The 16,265-nt window shown below is 68.8% G+C and carries 15 protein-coding genes; 6 read left to right on the top strand and 9 right to left on the bottom strand.

What is annotated here, in order from left to right; genetic code table 11:
- The 3 genes from RCH12_RS12950 to RCH12_RS12940 all read left to right on the top strand — a co-directional run.
- A partial coding sequence (locus RCH12_RS12950; protein WP_327017114.1) for an HNH endonuclease signature motif containing protein occupies nucleotides 1-1,524 on the top strand: 1,524 nt, incomplete at its 5' end.
- A gap of 135 nt (nucleotides 1,525-1,659) precedes the next feature.
- Nucleotides 1,660-2,442, top strand: coding sequence for an HAD-IA family hydrolase (locus RCH12_RS12945; RefSeq protein WP_207795427.1), 783 nt, complete (start codon nucleotides 1,660-1,662; stop codon nucleotides 2,440-2,442).
- A gap of 9 nt (nucleotides 2,443-2,451) precedes the next feature.
- Nucleotides 2,452-4,146, top strand: coding sequence for a CYTH and CHAD domain-containing protein (locus RCH12_RS12940; RefSeq protein ID WP_327017113.1), 1,695 nt, complete (start codon nucleotides 2,452-2,454; stop codon nucleotides 4,144-4,146).
- Nucleotides 4,147-4,171: 25 nt separating this feature from the next.
- Here RCH12_RS12940 and RCH12_RS12935 read toward each other — a convergent pair whose 3' ends face one another.
- Nucleotides 4,172-4,597, bottom strand: coding sequence for a MarR family winged helix-turn-helix transcriptional regulator (locus tag RCH12_RS12935; RefSeq protein ID WP_327017112.1), 426 nt, complete (start codon nucleotides 4,595-4,597; stop codon nucleotides 4,172-4,174).
- A 69-nt stretch (nucleotides 4,598-4,666) separates the two neighbouring features.
- Here RCH12_RS12935 and RCH12_RS12930 point away from each other — a divergent pair, with 69 nt between their 5' ends.
- Nucleotides 4,667-5,476 carry a tryptophan-rich sensory protein gene (locus tag RCH12_RS12930; RefSeq protein WP_103430023.1) on the top strand — a complete coding sequence of 270 codons (810 nt, stop codon included), beginning with the start codon at nucleotides 4,667-4,669 and terminating at the stop codon, nucleotides 5,474-5,476.
- Nucleotides 5,473-7,074: an MFS transporter gene (locus RCH12_RS12925; RefSeq protein ID WP_327017111.1), complete on the top strand. Its 1,602-nt coding sequence runs from the start codon at nucleotides 5,473-5,475 to the stop codon at nucleotides 7,072-7,074. Before RCH12_RS12930 ends, RCH12_RS12925 begins: the two co-directional genes overlap by 4 nt.
- Here the strand turns inward: RCH12_RS12925 and RCH12_RS12920 are convergent.
- From RCH12_RS12920 to RCH12_RS12890, 7 genes are all read right to left on the bottom strand, one after another.
- Nucleotides 7,052-7,933 carry an FHA domain-containing protein gene (locus RCH12_RS12920; protein WP_327017110.1) on the bottom strand — a complete coding sequence of 294 codons (882 nt, stop codon included), beginning with the start codon at nucleotides 7,931-7,933 and terminating at the stop codon, nucleotides 7,052-7,054. The two genes, RCH12_RS12925 and RCH12_RS12920, sit on opposite strands and share 23 nt — an antisense overlap.
- Before the next feature lie 4 nt (nucleotides 7,934-7,937).
- Entirely contained in the window at nucleotides 7,938-8,180 is a 243-nt protein-coding gene (locus RCH12_RS12915; protein WP_103430020.1) for a hypothetical protein, read from the bottom strand.
- A gap of 160 nt (nucleotides 8,181-8,340) precedes the next feature.
- Nucleotides 8,341-8,619, bottom strand: coding sequence for an HPr family phosphocarrier protein (locus RCH12_RS12910; protein WP_088456803.1), 279 nt, complete (start codon nucleotides 8,617-8,619; stop codon nucleotides 8,341-8,343).
- A gap of 96 nt (nucleotides 8,620-8,715) precedes the next feature.
- A complete protein-coding gene (gene ptsP, locus RCH12_RS12905) occupies nucleotides 8,716-10,401 on the bottom strand; it encodes a phosphoenolpyruvate--protein phosphotransferase (RefSeq protein WP_103430019.1) in 1,686 nt (561 codons plus the stop codon).
- A 42-nt stretch (nucleotides 10,402-10,443) separates the two neighbouring features.
- Nucleotides 10,444-12,489 carry a PTS fructose transporter subunit IIABC gene (locus tag RCH12_RS12900; protein WP_327017109.1) on the bottom strand — a complete coding sequence of 682 codons (2,046 nt, stop codon included), beginning with the start codon at nucleotides 12,487-12,489 and terminating at the stop codon, nucleotides 10,444-10,446.
- On the bottom strand, nucleotides 12,486-13,457 hold the full coding sequence (locus tag RCH12_RS12895) for a 1-phosphofructokinase family hexose kinase (RefSeq protein ID WP_103430017.1): 972 nt from the start codon (nucleotides 13,455-13,457) through the stop codon (nucleotides 12,486-12,488). Before RCH12_RS12895 ends, RCH12_RS12900 begins: the two co-directional genes overlap by 4 nt.
- Nucleotides 13,454-14,242, bottom strand: a complete 789-nt coding sequence (locus RCH12_RS12890) for a DeoR/GlpR family DNA-binding transcription regulator (protein WP_103430016.1) — start codon at nucleotides 14,240-14,242, stop codon at nucleotides 13,454-13,456. The genes RCH12_RS12895 and RCH12_RS12890 overlap by 4 nt, the downstream gene beginning before the upstream one ends.
- A gap of 571 nt (nucleotides 14,243-14,813) precedes the next feature.
- On the opposite strand from RCH12_RS12890, the gene RCH12_RS12885 reads away from it, so the two are divergent.
- Nucleotides 14,814-15,437, top strand: coding sequence for a DUF559 domain-containing protein (locus RCH12_RS12885; protein WP_327017108.1), 624 nt, complete (start codon nucleotides 14,814-14,816; stop codon nucleotides 15,435-15,437).
- Nucleotides 15,438-15,439: 2 nt separating this feature from the next.
- Here the strand turns inward: RCH12_RS12885 and RCH12_RS12880 are convergent, their stop codons facing one another.
- Nucleotides 15,440-16,177 carry a glucose 1-dehydrogenase gene (locus RCH12_RS12880; RefSeq protein WP_327017107.1) on the bottom strand — a complete coding sequence of 246 codons (738 nt, stop codon included), beginning with the start codon at nucleotides 16,175-16,177 and terminating at the stop codon, nucleotides 15,440-15,442.
- Nucleotides 16,178-16,265 lie beyond the last annotated feature (88 nt).

Here is a 16,265-nt window from a genome sequence, read left to right as displayed (position 1 = left end):
CATACCGGTGCGTTCGGTCAGAAGCTCCAGGCCCTGGATGATGCGGCCCGCACGGTGATGGCGGTGATGGACTCCATTGACGTGAACGCGTTGAGCGACCCGGAGGTGGTCGCGTTGACGCAGATGGTCGAGCGGATCGGCCGGCCGGTGGATGCCGCCCGGGTGGCCACGGCGACCGTGGTGGGTTACCGGGCTCGTACGGGGTTGGGTTCCGAGTCGTTGGCGTGGCGGTTGGGCACCTCGCACCCCACGGATTTGCTGATTCGGTTGACGGGCATGTCGGGTCCGGAGATGAAACGACGCGTGGCCCTGGGTGAGAAGGTCGCCCCGCGGGTGTTGGGCGGCACGGTCCTGGAGCCCGAGTTCCCGTTCGTGGCTGCGGCGCTGACCGCCGGCGAGATCGGCATCGACGCGGCCGAGAACATCGTGAAGGGCCTGGCTGACTACAAAGTGCACGGCCGCTTCGATGCGGACCAGTCGCTGGTGGACGGCGGTGAGGCCGCGCTGGTGGAGTCCGCGACCGGGTCCGTGTTCGCCCGCACCCCCGGACCCGGCGAAACCGCCACTGCCACCGATGCCGATGACGCCGTCTGCACCGGTCCGGTCCGGCGTTTGGGTGCGTCGGCGGGGTTCACCTTCCCGGCGGACCGGATTCGGGAGATGGCGGCGACGTGGCAGGCGGTGTTGAACCCGGACGGTGCCGCGCCCACCGCGGAGATCCTCGAGGCCAAATCCACGTTCTCGTTCGGCAAACTCAGCCAAGGCCTGCATCCGCTTCGCGGCGGGGTGACCCCGGAACTCAAGGGCATCATGCAGAACCTGTTCGACACGTTCCTGTCCGCGCGCAGCGCCCCCGCGTTCCCGTCCGCGGACGAACAGCAGCGCATCGAGGCCGGCGAACTGGTTCCCGGCGAGATCCTCGACGAACGCGACGGCGGCCAGAAACGTGCCGATATTCTCCGCGGCATCCTGGTCCGGGTCGCCCAGGACCCTCGCGCCCCGACCATGGGCGGGATGCCGCCGACGGTGATGGTGCACGTGAGTGCCCATGACCTCGTCACCGGGGTCGGGGTTGGTTGGATCGACGGCGTCGAGGGTCCTGTCTCGATGAAAACGATCAACCAGATGATCGACAACGGCGGCTTCCGGCCGATCTTCTTCGGCGGCACCGGCGCCGTCCTCGCCCTCGGCGACACAGTTCGCTGCTTCACGCCGCTGCAACGCAGGGCGATCACCGCCCGAGACGGCGGCTGCATCATCCCCGGCTGTACCTGCCCACCCCAATGGACCGAGGTGCACCATGTGACACCGTGGCAGCACGGCGGCCCGACCAACGTCTCGAACGGGGTGCTGCTGTGCTGGCGCCACCATCACGGCATCGACAACGCCGGCGGCTGGAAAATCCGAATGGTCCTGGGCATGCCCGAAGTCAAAGCACCCCACTGGATCGACCCCACCGGCACCTGGCGAAAACCACCCCAACACCGCGCCCACGACCCCAAAACCCGACGACAGAACGAGTAGAGCCACCGCCTGAGAGTCCGCCGGTCGCGTGAGCCTGTCGGCACGCGTGCAATTACCGCCCGCCAACCGGCTTCGTTAGGGTCGAAGGAGAAGCATGACTGTGACCACGAAGGTGCTTCGGAAAAAGGAATCACCATGACGACCTCCGAAAACTCGGCCGGCACCATCGGCGAAAGGATGGCCGGCGCTGATATCGAGGCCGATCTCCAGAGCATTCTGCAGGCGGTTCCGGAGCCTGCTGCCGAGAGTGAGGCGCACGCCGTGCTCGGGCGGGTTTTTCAGGGCGTGCTTTTCGACATGGACGGCACCCTGGTCGACTCGACCAAGGCCGTGAACCGGTCCTGGCAGCAGTGGGCCGACGAGATGGGTCTGGGTGCGCTCTTCGCCGGCGTGCAGCATGGCCGTCCGGGCCGCGAGATGATCGCCGATCTGGTCCCGGCTCACCAGGTTGAAACGTCGTTCGCCCGGGTCAACGAGCTCGAACTCAGCGACACCGACGACATCACCATCCTGCCCGGGGCTGCCGAGCTGATGGCCGTCATCCCCGAAGAACGCCGAGCGATCGTGACGTCCTGTCCTCGGGAGCTGTGCCGCACCCGTCTCGCATCCGCCGGATTCACGGCCCCGGCCACGGTGGTGACCGTCGAAGACACGGTCAAGGGAAAGCCGGCGCCCGATCCGTTCCTCGAGGCCGCCGACAGGCTCGGCCTCGACGCCCGCCAGTGCGTGGTCGTCGAAGACGCTCCCGCCGGACTCGCCGCGGGTCGCGCAGCCGGCTGCGCAACCATCGGCGTTGTCGGCACTCACTCGGCCGACGAACTGGACGCCGACCTCGTTGTGTCCAGCCTCGACCGCCTGAGCATCGAACTGCACGATCACGGCGTGGTCTTTGTTCTCCAGACCCAGCCGAGGGAGTAGACAGGACACATGACAGGGCGAGAGCAGACCGAGATCGAGCGCAAGTACGACGTCGAGGGGTTGCGGCCCGTTCCGTCGCTGCAGGGGCTCGACGGCATCACCGCCGACCCGGCCGAGGTGCCTTTTGTGCTCACGGCCGTGTACTACGACACTGCCGATCATGACCTGGCCCGCCACCGCATTGTTCTGCGGCGCCGTGAGGGTGGCGGCGATGCCGGCTGGCACCTCAAGATGCCGGCTGCCGAGGGGCGCATCGAGGTGCACTGGCCACTGGACATCGGCGACGCCGACGGTACTGAAGACATCCCCGACGAGGTACTCGAGCCCGTTCGCGCGATTGTGCGCGACCGGCCGCTCACCCCACTGGCCCGGGTGAGCACTGTGCGCACCACGGTGCGACTCACCGACACCGACGGCCAGGCTCTCGCCGAGATCGCCGACGACCTCGTCTCCGCCTCCGATGTGCGCGGCGGAACATACCGCAAGTGGCGCGAATGGGAGCTCGAGCTTCTGGACGGCGCCCCCGACACCCGCAAGAAGCGCACCAGACTGCTCGATTCGGTCGAACAGGTGCTGCTCACCGCCGGAGCCACCCCGTCCACGAGTGCGGCCAAGATCGCTCGTGCCGTGGGCGTGGAGTCCCTGACCGAGCTCGACGGCGCCGAGGTGCTGCCGGGGCTGCTCCCCGCCCCCGCCCTGCAGCAGCCGGACTCCGCCGGTGCCGTCGTTGTCGGAGCCCTCCGCGACCTGACCGCGACCCTCGTCGACGCCGATTCCCGGGCGCGAGCGGATGCCCCGGACGCGATCCATCACATGCGGACCACGGTGCGCCGGCTGCGCAGCGTCCTCGCGGTCTACGCGAGATTGTTCGACAAGGCCCCGGTGAAGGAGCTGCGTTTCGAGCTCAAGCACCTCGGAGTCGAGCTGGGTCGAGCCCGCGACGCCGAAGTGCGCGCCGCCCGGTTGGTCGACGAACTTGCCGGCGTCGCCGAATACCCCACCGAGGATGCGCGAACCCGGCTCGTCGGTGGAGCCCGCCGGGACTACGCGGAGGGCCTCGCCTCGGTGCGGGACTATCTCCTCAGTACGCGCTACTACCGGCTTCTTGATGCCCTCGAGAGCTTCACGGCCTGGCCGCCGATCACTCCGAAGGCGGACCGACCCGCCGCCGCCGAGATCAAGCGGGACCTCGGCAGGGCCGTCGCCGCGCTCGAGCAGCTCACCGCCACGGTATCCGAGGCGGATGAGCCGGAGCCGGCGTTGCACGAGGTGCGCAAGGCCGCCCGCCGGCTGCGCTACGCCGCCGCCGCGGTGGCGTCTGCCGACCCCGTGGCCGAGGCGACGAGAACGAAGCCACTCACAAAGAAGTCGGCCGCCAAGAAGTCGGCCAGGACCGCAGCGAAGAAAGCGGCCGCGAAGCGCGCCCGCGCTGCCGCCCGATTCGCCAAGCTCCGTCAGCGCTACGCGCACGTCGCCCGGGCGGCCAAACCGCTGGTGAAGCGGCTCGGCGACCGGCACGACAGGCTGCTGTACATCGAAGAGCTCGGCCAGGCCGCGCAGGCGGCCCACGAAAGCGGCGAGAACACCCTGGTCTACGGCTTGCTCGTCGCCCGGGCCGAGCGCAGCGACGCCACGGTCCCCGTGGTCCTCGACGACACCGCCCGATCGGTGCAGCAGCTCAAGCGACTCGTCGGCGGGCTCTGAGTCAGCAGGGACTGAGCGAGCCGGATTACCAGCGCTCTGCCGACGACGCTGTGATGATCTGCAGCAGGGCGGCGCGCAGCTCGTCGGCGTTCTCGAGCGTCGGAAACACGTCGGCCTCGAGGGTGCGGGCCTGCTGCCAGGCGGCGGTGCCCGCGTCGGTGCGGGTCACCAGGTGGCGCCGGGCGTCGCGCTCGTCCCGGATGCGTGCCACCAGACCCTCCCGCTCCAGCCTGTCCAGGGTGCGCGACATGGTCTGAGTCTGCACCCGCGCCTGCCGGGCCAGTTCGGTCTGACTCCGGGCTCCGTCGCCGAGCAGGTGCAACACGATCAGGCCGGCATGGGTGAGGCCGAGGGAATCGAGGGCATCGACCCAGGCATGTTCCACCAGCCGGGCGGCCGTGGAGAGCAGTCGACCGTTCGGCCACTGGGCCATGGCATCGGGAGTGGTCACCCCCTCAATGTACTGCTACCGTGGGTTAGTCAGCTAGCTGACCAATTCGCCGCGACGGAGGAGAACCCCATGTCCACATCCCGCGATCTGCTCCGCCAGAGCACCGTCCTGATCAGTGCGATCCTCGCCCTCGTCGGGTCGTTCATCGGCTCTGGCGCCGCGGGCGGCACGCCCATCCAGAACGCCTCCGGGGGAGCGCTGGCCGCCGATGCCACTCCGATCGCCCCGGGCGGACCGGCCTTCGCCATCTGGACGCCGATCTACGCCGGCCTGGTGCTCTACGCCATCTGGCAGTTCCTGCCGAGGCAGAAGACCGACCCCCGCCAGCGCCGGCTCGGCTACCCCGTGGCCGCCTCGCTGCTGCTGAACGCGGCCTGGATCCTCAGCGTGCAGTTCGACTTGCTCTGGCTGAGCGTGCCGGTGATTGTCCTGCTTCTGGCCGTGCTGGTCTGGGCGTTCCTCATCATCCTGGACACCCACCCGCGGTCCCTGCTGGAAACAGTTCTGGTCGACGGCACCATGGGCCTCTACCTCGGTTGGGTCTGCGTGGCCACCGCCGCCAACATCACGGCAGCCCTCGTCGCCGCCGGCTTCGACGGGTTCGGCCTGGCCGCCGACGCCTGGGGCGTGCTGATCATCGCGGTGGCCGGGCTCGTCGGCGTGCTCCTGGCCGTGGTCGGCCGCGGCAGGCTCACCCCCACCCTCGCCCTCTGTTGGGGCCTGGGCTGGGTGGCGTTCGCGAGGCTCACCGGCGACCTGCTCTCCACCCCCACCGCGATCACCGCGATCGTGGCGGTCGTCGTGGTGCTCGTCGTCACGCTGGTCCTCCGCATCCGCGCGCCGCGCCGGCTGAACACCGCAGAATCGGCCACCGCATGAACGGGGCACGCCGCCGCTGGTTGGGCCTGGTCTTCATCAGCATCGCCGTCGCCCTGATCATCGTCGATTCCACCATCGTCAACGTCGCGATCCCCTCGATCATCGACGACCTCGACATCACTTCCACCCAGGTGCAGTGGGTGCAGGAGAGCTACACCCTGGTGTTCGCCGCCCTGCTGCTGGTCTTCGGCACCCTCGCCGACCGCTACGGGCGCCGGCGCATCCTCCTCACGGGAGTGGTGATCTTCGCACTGGCGTCGGTGCTGGCCGCGATGGCCCAGACCGGCGACCTGCTCATCGCCGCCAGGCTGGTGCAGGGCATCGGCGGCGCCATGGTGCTGCCCACCACCCTGTCGCTGATCAACGCCACCTTCCGCGGTCGGGACCGCGGCATCGCCTTCGCCATCTGGGGCTCCACGATCGGCGGGATGGTCGCCGTCGGCCCGCTGCTGGGCGGTTGGCTCACCACCTACTTCTCCTGGCGCTGGGCGTTCGGCATCAACGTGCCGCTGGGCATCCTCATCGTTGCCGGGATCCTGGTCTTCGTCTCCGAATCCCGCGACGCCGGCGAACCGCGCCGGATCGACGGTGTCGGCGCGGTGCTCTCGGTGATCACCAGCGCCACCCTGGTGTTCGGCCTCATCGAGGGACGCACCTACGGCTGGTGGCTCACCGAGACGGCACCGACCCTGGGCGATTGGACCTGGCCGTTCGACCTGTCGATCATCCCGGTCGTCTTCCTCGTCACCCTGGTGTCAGGCACCGCCTTCATCCGGTGGGGCCTCCGCCGGCAGCGGCAGGGCAAATCCACCCTGCTGGCGTTCTCGCTCTTCCGCATCCCGTCGTTCCGTAACGGCAATATCGCCGCGCTGATCGTGTCGCTCGGCGAATTCGGCATCATCCTGTCGTTGCCGCTCTGGCTGCAGAACGTGCTCGGCTACGACGCCCTGCAGACCGGGTTCGTGCTGCTGGCCCTGGCCATCGGATCGTTCGTGGCCAGTGGCGTTGCCGGGGCCTTGGGCAACCGGGTCTCGCCGCTCACCATCGTGCGGGTGGGCATCGTCGCCGAGATCCTCGGGGTGGCGGGCCTCGGCACCGTCATCACGGTGGATGCGACGTGGCTGTCGATCGTTCCGTTCCTGTTCGTCTACGGCATGGGCGTCGGCCTGGCCACGGCCCAACTCACCGGCGTGGTGCTCGGCGACGTTCCGGTAGACCAGAGCGGCCAGGGCTCGGGAACCTCGAGCACGGCCAGACAGATCGGCTCGGCGCTCGGCATCGCCGTGCTCGGCACCGTGCTGTTCACCTCGGTCGGGCTGTCCCTGGACGCCAGGCTCGCCGAACTCGAGGTGCCGGCGGCGACGAGCGCGCAGATCGTCGATGTCGTCGTCGACAGCGCGGGAGCGGCCATCCCGTCGCTGGATGCGCAGAGCCCGGCAGTGGCAGACGCGGCCCGCGAAGCATTCAGCGAGGGCACCCGCTACTCGGCATACGCGGCCGCCGGGTTCCTGGTTGTGGGGCTGCTCGCCAGCCTGCGACTGACGGGCAGACCCCTCGAACGCGAGGAACTGCCGGTCACGGCGGAGGTCGCCGGGTAGCCCGGTCCCGGGGCGGCTGCGGCTTCTGTACCGACAGCTCCCCGCCGAGACGGCCGCCGAACGGGCGGCCGTGGTCGGCGTATTCCTCCCGGAAGAACCCCATCCGCCAGTTACCCATCTCGAGGCGGGCGCCGGTGCGCAGAATCTGGCCCGACGACGGCTCGTCGGTTCGGGCGCCGCCGCCCACCGGGCCGAGGGCCACGAGGAGATACTCGTCGTTCTCGTCGTGCCGGATCTCGGCGTGCACCGCGTCCAGCCCCTCCAAACGCAGGTCTGCGTCTTCAGCGCTGCCGATCCGGGTCACGCCGGGCAAGAGGTCGAATTCCCGAGGCGGCTGGCCATTCCAGTACTCCGACCCCACCACGAAGATCAAGCGCGGCCGGCCGGCTCCGGGGGCGTAGTGCGTTGTCGTGACGCTTCGTCGGATGCGCCGGGCCAGGGTGGGCACCAGCGGGAACGGGGTCGCGGGAGGCAGCGGCAGCGTCCGCTCCGGTGCGGTGGGCTGCCGCCAGCGCCGCAGCAACGGGCTTACCGCGGCGGTGCTGCCCACTATGAGGTGCGGAGACTTCGTGACCAGACGCTGGGCAATGGGTGCCTGCACGGCGCCCATCCGCGCGATCACCCCGTCGGGCCCGCTCACCGAGACAACGAGCCCACGTTCAGCCAGATCGGCGGCGAGGGTGCGGAGGGCCGGCAGCGACGACATCCGAGCACGCACGAATCGTTCGGGATCGCTGAGGAACACCTCGATCTCCAGGCCGTTCGCACGGATGGTGCCGTGGGCCTGGTCCTCGGCCGGTTCACCGTCGGCCGGGTCGATCGAGAAGACCAGATCGATATCGAGCCGGGTGCTGCCCATGGGTCTAGTCGGCCGGATTCTCGCTCGTGGTCACCCTCAGGGTGCCATTGAGCTTCCAGGTTGCCCGTGGCGCGTCTGGCCCGATATCGCGGGGAACCTCGACCGTCATGTCGATGAAGCTGTAGTCGATGACGGCACTCTTGCCGGTCAGGTACGACCACATTTCCTTGCCCAGGTCGGTCCAGTCCTGGATGCTGTGTGCGTCCGGTCCAGAGGCCGGCGCGGGGTCATTCTGCAGATCGGTCATGAGGCAGGTCCTTTTCGCTCGTCGTTGAGGATAGGGGACACGATAGCCGGGGCCGGCGGCGCGGAACTGGGTATCTGCCTAAATCACGGCGCACCTGGCAGCACATACGAAGACAGCCCGCCCGCCGGAGGCGAGCGAGCTGTTTTCGGTGGCGCGGGTTCTACTCGGCGTCGAGGTCAGTCTCGAGGATCTTGACGAGGCCTTCGAGGGCCTCATCCGCTCCGTCGCCCTCTGCGCGCAGCACGACCACCTGGCCGTTTGCGGCACCCAGGCTCATGAGCGACAGGATGCTCGACGCGTCCATGGCGTCGTCGGCCGGGTCGCCCTCGAGCGCGATGGTGACCTCGATCGGCAATGCACCGACGGCCTCAGCGAAGATCGCTGCGGGACGGGCGTGCAGGCCGACGCGGCTGGCGATGGTGGCGGTACGTTCTGACATGGTTCCTCCTGAAACTGTACGGATTACAACTGTATTGCCCGCGCGATGTGCGCACGCCATGAGGCGGCAGCACATCGCGCGGTTGACGCGTAGGGCTTAGAGCCCCAGTTCGTCGAGAATGGGCAGCTCGGCGCGAACCCGGGCACGTGCCTCGAGGGCGCTCGGGGCAGCCAGGGCGATGCCGGCGAGGCGCTGGGCCTCTTCGACGGTGACCTTCGCCAGCACTGCCGCGACAGCGGCGAGGGCGCGAGCGGTCATCGACAGGGTGTTCACGCCCAGGCCGACGAGCACCACGGCCAGAGCCGGGTCGGCCGCGGCCTCGCCGCAGACACCGACGGGCTTGTTGTTGCCCTCGGCGACGGAGCCGGCCACAGTGAGCTGGATCAGGCGCAGCACGGCGGGCTGCCACGGCGTGTTCAGCGCGGCGAGCGGGCCGAGCTGGCGGTCGGCGGCCATGGCGTACTGGGTGAGGTCGTTGGTGCCGAGGCTCGCGAAGTTCACCTCGCCGAGGATGGTCTCGGCCGTCAATGCGGCGGAGGGAACCTCGACCATGACACCCGGGTTCTTCAGCCCGGCCTCGCCGCACATGCGGGCGAAGTCTGCGGCCTCTTCGGCGGTGGAGATCATCGGGGCCATGACCCAGACATCCGCTTCGGTGCCCTCTGCGGCGGTCGCGACGGCGGCCAGCTGACGCTTGAGCACGCCGGGCGAGGTGAAGTCGGTGCGGTAGCCGCGCACGCCGAGAGCCGGGTTCGGCTCGGACGCGTCGGTGAGGAAGGGGAGCGGCTTGTCGGCGCCGGCGTCGAGCGTGCGCACGACGACCTTCTTGCCGGGGAACGCGTCGAAGACACCGCGGTACGCGGTGACCTGCTCGTCGAGGGTGGGTTCTTCGTCGCGGTCGAGGAAGCAGAACTCGGTGCGCAGCAGGCCAACGCCCTGGGCGCCGGCGGCGGCGGCCTTGACGGCATCCGCTGCCCCGCCAACGTTGGCAAGCAGCGGCACGAGGTGACCGTCGGCCATGACGCCCTCGCCGGAGAACACCGCGAGGGTGGCGGCGTTGGCGGCCCAGGCCGTGGCGGCCTCGAGCTGGTCGGCGTCGGGGTCGACGGTGATGCTGCCGGCGGCGCCGTCGACGTAGACCTGGGTGCCGTCAGCGATGGCTTCCACACCGACCGCGGCGACGACGGCCGGCAGGCCGAGGGCGCGGGCGATGATCGCGGTGTGCGACTGCGGTCCGCCGCCGGAGGTGACCAGGGCCAGCACGACGGCCGGGTTCAGCGTGGCCGTGTCGGCCGGCGCCAGGTCGTCGGCGACGAGGATGAAGGGTTCGTCGGAGGCGGGGATGCCCGGTGCGGGCACCCCACGCAGTTCCGCGACGATCCGGGAGCGCACGTCGAGGACGTCCGTGGCCCGCTCGGCCATGTAGCCGCCGAGGTTGTGCAGCATTTCGGCCACGGATGCCGCGGACTCCCAGATTGCCCGCTCAGCGGAGGTGCCGGTGTTGATCAACTTCACGGCGCCCTTGATGAGCATGGGGTCCGCGGCCATCAGTGCGGTGGCCTCGAGAACCGACTTACCCGCTCCGGTGGCGCTGACCGAGCGCTGCTTGAGCTCGGCCTGCACCGCCTTCGCGGCTGCGCGCAGTGTGACGGCGGCATCCTCTGCCGTCGTCGACGAGGCCAGCTGTTCTCCTGCTGGCGGCTCGCTCACGGCTTTGGGCATCTGCCGGACGGATCCTACGATTCGTCCGGGGCTGACCCCTACTCCTGTGAAACTCTGCACGGAACTTCCTCTATTCTTCGGCGTTAATGGTGCCCACTAATGTTAGGCGGTCACCAGGGTGTTGTTCTGCTGGATGGACCCCGAAGTCGGGGCCTTTCGGACGTAGCGCTTGAGCACGATTACCGCTATGGCCGAGATGACGGTGCCGATCAGGATCGCCAGAATGAAGCCCAAAACGTTCTCGATAGCGAAGAACACGAAGATTCCACCGTGCGGCGCCTTCGACGTGACACCCCAGGCCATGGTCAGCGCACCGGTGGTGGCCGCGCCGAGCATGCTCGCCGGGATCACGCGCAGCGGGTCGGCCGCGGCGAACGGGATCGCGCCCTCGGAGATGAACGACGCACCCAGCAGCCAGGCTGCCTTGCCGTTGTCGCGTTCGACCGGGCTGAACAGCTTGCGGTCGAGCACGGTGGCCAGGGCCATCGCGAGCGGCGGCACCATGCCGGCGGCCATGACCGCGGCCATGATCTGCCACGGCGCCTGGTTGGCCAGCGTTGCGGCACCCAGGCCGGCGACGGCGAAGGAGTAAGCCACCTTGTTGACCGGGCCACCGAGGTCGAACGCCATCATCAGGCCGAGGATCATGCCGAGGATGACAACCGACGCGCCGGTCATTCCGCTGAGCCAGTCGTTCAGGGCGACGGTCAGCCAGGCGATCGGTCCACCGAGCACCAGGAACATCAGTCCGGAGGCGAAGATCGAGGCCAGCAGCGGGATGATCACGACGGGCATCAGGCTACGGAGCCAGCGCGGCACGTCGAACGAGCCGATCCAGGCCGCAGCGATACCGGCGAGCAGGCCACCGACGATGCCGCCGAGGAAGCCGGCACCCATGAAGCCCGAGACCGCACCGGCGACGAAGCCGGGAGCGATGCCGGGACGGTCGGCGATGCCGTAGGCGATGTATCCGGCCAGGGCCGGAACCAGGAAGCCCATCGACAGGGCACCGATCTTGAAGAAGACCGCGCCCAGGTAGATGGCCAGGCCTCCCTCGGGCAGGTTCCACAGGCTGTTCTGCAGCACCACGTCGTCGGCGACGTCGGTGACGTCATAGCCGCCGAGCAGGAAGCCCAGGGCGATGAGCAGGCCTCCACCGGCGACGAACGGGATCATGTAGCTGACACCGGTGAGCAGGGCACGCTTGATCTTCTGGCCCATGTGTTCGTTCTCGGACACCGAGTCGGATGCCGCGGCGCCGCCACCGCTGACGCGGCGGGCGTTCGGGTTGTCCACGGCGGCGAGAGCCTCCTGGATCATCTTCTTCGGGTCGTCGATGGCGCGCTTGACGGGGGACTGCACGAGTGGCTTGCCGGCGAACCGGCCCTTGTCGCGCACGTCGACGTCAACGGCGAAGATGACGGCGTCGGCGGTGTCGATGACCGAGGCGGCCAGCGGGGTCGCTCCGGCGGAACCCTGGGTCTCGACCTGCAGGTCGATGCCCATCTCCTTGGCGGCTGCGACGAGCGCATCCGCTGCCATGTAGGTGTGAGCGATGCCGGTGGGGCAGGCGGTGACGGCGACGAGACGGCGGGCCCCGTTGGCCGGGGTGCCCTCGGTGCCGGCTCCGGTGGGCGCCGCGGTGACGCGCGGGGCGGCGGAGCTGGAGTGCGCTCCGGCTGTGGCCGCCGCGGTGACCGGTGCGACGATGTCGGTGACCAGGGTCACGATCTCCTCGGGGGTCTTCGCGGCGCGGAGGGCTGCGGTGAAGTCGGCCTTCATCAGCGACCGGGCCAGCTTGGACAGGATCTTCAGGTGGTCCTGATCGGCGCCTTCGGGGGCGGCGATCATGAAGATCAGGTCGGCGGGTCCGTCGGCCGAGCCGAAGTCGACCGGCTGGGACAGACGGGCAACGGCCAGCGTCGGCTCGGTGACCGCGCTCGAACGGCAGTGCGGGATGGCGAGTCCACCGGGGATGCCGGTGGAGGTCTTGGCTTCGCGGGCGAGGGCGTCGGCGTACAGCCCGTCGATCTCGGTGGCTCGGCCGGCTCCGACGACGAGCTCGGCGAGGTGCCGAATCACGGTCGCCGGCGCGGCACCGAGGTTCTGGTCCAAAGCAACGAGCTCTGGGGTAATCAGTGCACTCACTGGTCATCCTCCTTTGGATGTGTAGCAAATGCCGTCACTGTGACGGCGCTGGGGTCGGTTTGGGTCACGGCCGGCACGGTTGAGCCGGGCAGGGATGCGGCAGCGGCGCCGTGGGCGACGGCCTGACGCAGGCAGTCCGGGGCGGATGCTCCGGCCAGGTCGCTGAGCAGGAAACCTGCCAGCGAAGAATCTCCGGCGCCGACGGTCGAGACCGCGACGATCGGGGGACGAGTGGCGAGCCAGTAGCCCTCAGCGGTGACCAGCAGGGCGCCCTGGGAACCGAGGGTGGCCAGCACGGCGCCGACTCCCGCGGTGATCAGGGTCTGCGCGGCGCGTGCGGCCAGGTGCGGGTCGGCCTCGAGGCTGTCCGGGTCTGAGATGCCGGTGAGCTCGGCGAGTTCGTCGGCGTTGGGCTTGAGCAGGTCGGGGCCGGCGCTGATGGCTGCGGCCAGGGGAGCACCTGAGGAATCGATGGCGACCTTGGGGGCTGCGGCGCCGAAGCGGGTCTTGAGCTCCCGGGTGAGGTCGGCGTAGAAGGTGTCCGGCACCCCGGGTGGCAGCGAACCGGCCAGCACCAGCCAGCTGGCGCCCTCGGCCTTCTCGAGGACGAGCTCCACCAGGGCGGCCTGCTGCTCGTCGGTCAACACCGGACCGGGTTCATTCACCTTGGTGGTGGTGCCGTCCGGTTCGGTGATCGCGATGTTACTGCGCAGGGTCGCGCCGATCGGCAGGCCGAGGTGCGGGATGCCCTGAGCGGTCAGCGCGAGCAGCACCGGGTCATCCGCGTCGCCGGGCAGGATCGCGAGGCTTTCGATGCCCGAGGCTGCCAGGGCGCGGCAGATGTTGACACCCTTGCCGCCGGGTTCCTGATGGGCGTCCAGGGCGCGCTGAACGTCGCCGCGCGCGAGCGGGCCGGCGAGTTCGATGGTGCGGTCCAGGCTGGGGTTGGGGGTGAGTGTGACGATCATGCGATTACGACCTCGACATCCGCCGCGGCCAGGGCTGCGGCAAGTTCAGCGGAAGGGGGAGCATCGGTGATGAGCGCGTCGATGTCGCTCAGAGCAGCGAACCTGACCAGGGTTTCCTGGTCGAGCTTGGAGGAGTCGGCCAGCGCGACAACGCGGCGGGCGGAGCGCACGATCGCGGTCTTCACGGCGGCCTCGACAGAATCGGGGGTGCTGAAGCCGAAGTCGGCGGCCACGCCGTTGGCGCCGACGAAGGCGATGTCGGGGCGCATGGCGTCGAGCATCTGGGTGGTGCGGGTACCCACGATGGCCCGGGTGAGGCCGCGCACCCGCCCGCCGAGGATCTGCAGCGAGATGGCCTCGTTGCCGGCCAGCTTGTAGGCGATGGGGAGGGCGTTGGTGATCACCAGGAGCTGGTCACCCGCGTTGGCCGGCGTCCAGTCGAGGAGCCGGTCGGCCAAGAGCTCGGTGGTGGTGCCGGAATCCAGGATGATCGACCCCGTTGTGCTCGCGGGAATCATGGCCAGGGCGGCGTCGGCGATGCGGGCCTTCTCGTCGTGGCGCTGGGTCTGCCGCTCTTCGAGGCTGGCCTCGGACATGCTCAGCCGGTCGATGGCCACGGCGCCGCCGTGCACGCGGCGCAGGTGCCGGCTCAGTTCGAGGGCGGAGAGGTCGCGGCGCACGGTCTCCGGGGTGATGTCGAAGCGCACGGCCAGTTCGTTCACGGTGACCCGGCTGCGGTCGGACACCATCTCGGCGATCATCGACTGACGCTCTTCGGCGAACATCGGGCCTCCTCGACGGTGAGAACGCGGCCCGGGGGAGTCGCGCAAAAGTTTGTATCCCTGACTTTAGACCCGTTTGTTTTTGCTTGTCAACACAAACGCAGATAAACAAAGATCCCTGAATGCGGGCAGGACGTTTCCAGAGTTGAGTTGCGGACATCCCGCCTTCGCGGACGAAACGAAGGCGGGATGTCCGCAACTCGATTCTGGTCGGGGTGCGGTGTGGAGAACTTCGGCGGGAAACGCGCTAATAGGGGATTCTCGAGCGATGACCGCACGCATCCCGCTTCCCGATGGCTGGGCAGGCCGTCCCATCCGGGTCGGTGATGCCGTGCGTGCCGGAGTGGGAACCTCCCGGCTGGACGGAGGCGACCTCGACCGGCCGTTCTGGGGCATTCGAGCCCCGGCGAGAGCCGCAACTGGCAGGCCGTACGTCAGCCGATTCGAGGTCGAGACTCTGTGCCAGGCACTGCTCGTGAGGATGCCACATGGGGCATTTTTCTCCCACGCCACGGCGGCACTACTGCTGGGACTGCCGGTGCCTGGCCGGCTCGTGAGGCTGAGGCCAGTGCACGTGGGCGTTCTCGCCCCGGCCCGGGCGATGGATGCTCGCGACGTCGTAGGCCATCGGCTCAGGCTCCCGCCGGACGACCTCGTCGAGCGCGGTGTACTGGTTCTCACCGGCCCGGCGCGCACCTGGCTCGATCTCGCGGCAGTACTCACCCTGGGGGAGTTGGTAGCCATCGGGGACTACCTCTTGTACTGGGAATCACCGATTGTCACGCGAGGGGAGCTTTCTGCTGCGATAGAGGGCTTTTCGGGTCGCCGGGGCCTGAAGCGAGCCAGAGCCGCACTCCCGCTCCTTCGCACACGCTCGGAATCGCCGCGGGAATCGATGCTCCGGGTGATCATCGTGCTCGCCGGGCTGCCGGAACCCGAATGCAACTACAACGTATTCGACGAGCAGGCACGGTTTCTGGCCAGGGGAGACCTCGTCTACCCCGAGTACAAGCTGCTGCTCGAATACCAGGGTGATCACCACCGCACCGATCGCGCGCAGTGGCGCTCGGACATCCGTCGTGTCGGTCGACTGGAAGACCACGGCTGGCAGGTGCTGCAGTTCACCGACGACGACCTGAACGACCCGACGGCGCTGGTGGCACGGATCAGGCGGCGCTTGACCCAGCGCGGGTGGTGACGCTACTGATAGTGCGACAGGCCGCTCAGCTCGCCGCCGTCGGTGAGGAACTCGGCTCCGGTGGAGAAGCTCGACTCGTCGCTGGCCAGGAACAACACCAGGTTCGCCACCTCGGTGGCCTGGCCGATCCGGTGCAGCGCCACGTGGTTCTGCGGCACATCGAGCCCGGCGGTCATCGGGGTGGCGATGGCGCCCGGATGCACCGAGTTGACCCGCACGTTGTACTTGCCGAGGTCCAGCGCGACCGACTTGGTGAGCCCGCGCACCCCGAACTTCGCCGCCACGTAGCCGGGGAGCGCCTCGTAGCCCTGCAGGCCGGCGGTCGAGGACACGTTGATGATCGAGCCTGCCTTCGACCGGATGATCATCGGCACCGCCGCCTTGATGCCGAGGAACACCCCGGTGAGGTTGACCGCGATGATGGTGTTCCAGGACTCCAGGGTGTACTCCTCGATGGGACCGAAGTTCACGATCCCGGCGTTGTTCACGAGCACGTCGAGTCCGCCGAAGTCGTCCACCGCGACGGCGACGGCGGCGTCCCAGTGCTGGGCGCGGGTCACGTCGAGGTGCACGTACCGGCAGGCCTCGCCCAGTTCGGCGACGAGGGCCTTGCCCTCCTCATCGAGCAGATCCCCGATGACCACCTGCGCACCCTCCTCGACGAGGCGACGGGCCATCGCGGCACCGAGTCCCCGTGCTCCGCCACTGATGAGTGCGACCTTGCCGCTGACACGAGCCATGGTGTTACCTCCATTCGAGTCGACGTTCGACAAACGAGTTCGACGGGGAATGTACACGCGCGGGGCTCTGGCCAGTACTGTCGGTGGC

The sequence above is a fragment of the Cryobacterium sp. MP_3.1 genome (assembly GCF_035984795.1).
GTDB lineage: Bacteria > Actinomycetota > Actinomycetes > Actinomycetales > Microbacteriaceae > Cryobacterium > Cryobacterium zongtaii.
Note: the sequence above shows the minus strand (reverse complement) of the source record. Positions and strands in the feature narration are given on the sequence as shown.

Bases quoted from the DNA above. Each gene is read 5' to 3' on its own strand.
- RCH12_RS12895 (WP_103430017.1), bottom strand. From the start codon at position 13,457: ATGATCGTCACACTCACCCCCAACCCCAGCCTGGACCGCACCATCGAA.
- RCH12_RS12910 (WP_088456803.1), bottom strand. From the start codon at position 8,619: ATGTCAGAACGTACCGCCACCATCGCCAGCCGCGTCGGCCTGCACGCC.
- RCH12_RS12920 (WP_327017110.1), bottom strand. From the start codon at position 7,933: ATGGGCAGCACCCGGCTCGATATCGATCTGGTCTTCTCGATCGACCCG.
- RCH12_RS12880 (WP_327017107.1), bottom strand. From the start codon at position 16,177: ATGGCTCGTGTCAGCGGCAAGGTCGCACTCATCAGTGGCGGAGCACGG.
- RCH12_RS12940 (WP_327017113.1), top strand. From the start codon at position 2,452: ATGACAGGGCGAGAGCAGACCGAGATCGAGCGCAAGTACGACGTCGAG.
- RCH12_RS12945 (WP_207795427.1), top strand. From the start codon at position 1,660: ATGACGACCTCCGAAAACTCGGCCGGCACCATCGGCGAAAGGATGGCC.
- RCH12_RS12890 (WP_103430016.1), bottom strand. From the start codon at position 14,242: ATGTTCGCCGAAGAGCGTCAGTCGATGATCGCCGAGATGGTGTCCGAC.
- RCH12_RS12925 (WP_327017111.1), top strand. From the start codon at position 5,473: ATGAACGGGGCACGCCGCCGCTGGTTGGGCCTGGTCTTCATCAGCATC.
- RCH12_RS12915 (WP_103430020.1), bottom strand. From the start codon at position 8,180: ATGACCGATCTGCAGAATGACCCCGCGCCGGCCTCTGGACCGGACGCA.
- RCH12_RS12930 (WP_103430023.1), top strand. From the start codon at position 4,667: ATGTCCACATCCCGCGATCTGCTCCGCCAGAGCACCGTCCTGATCAGT.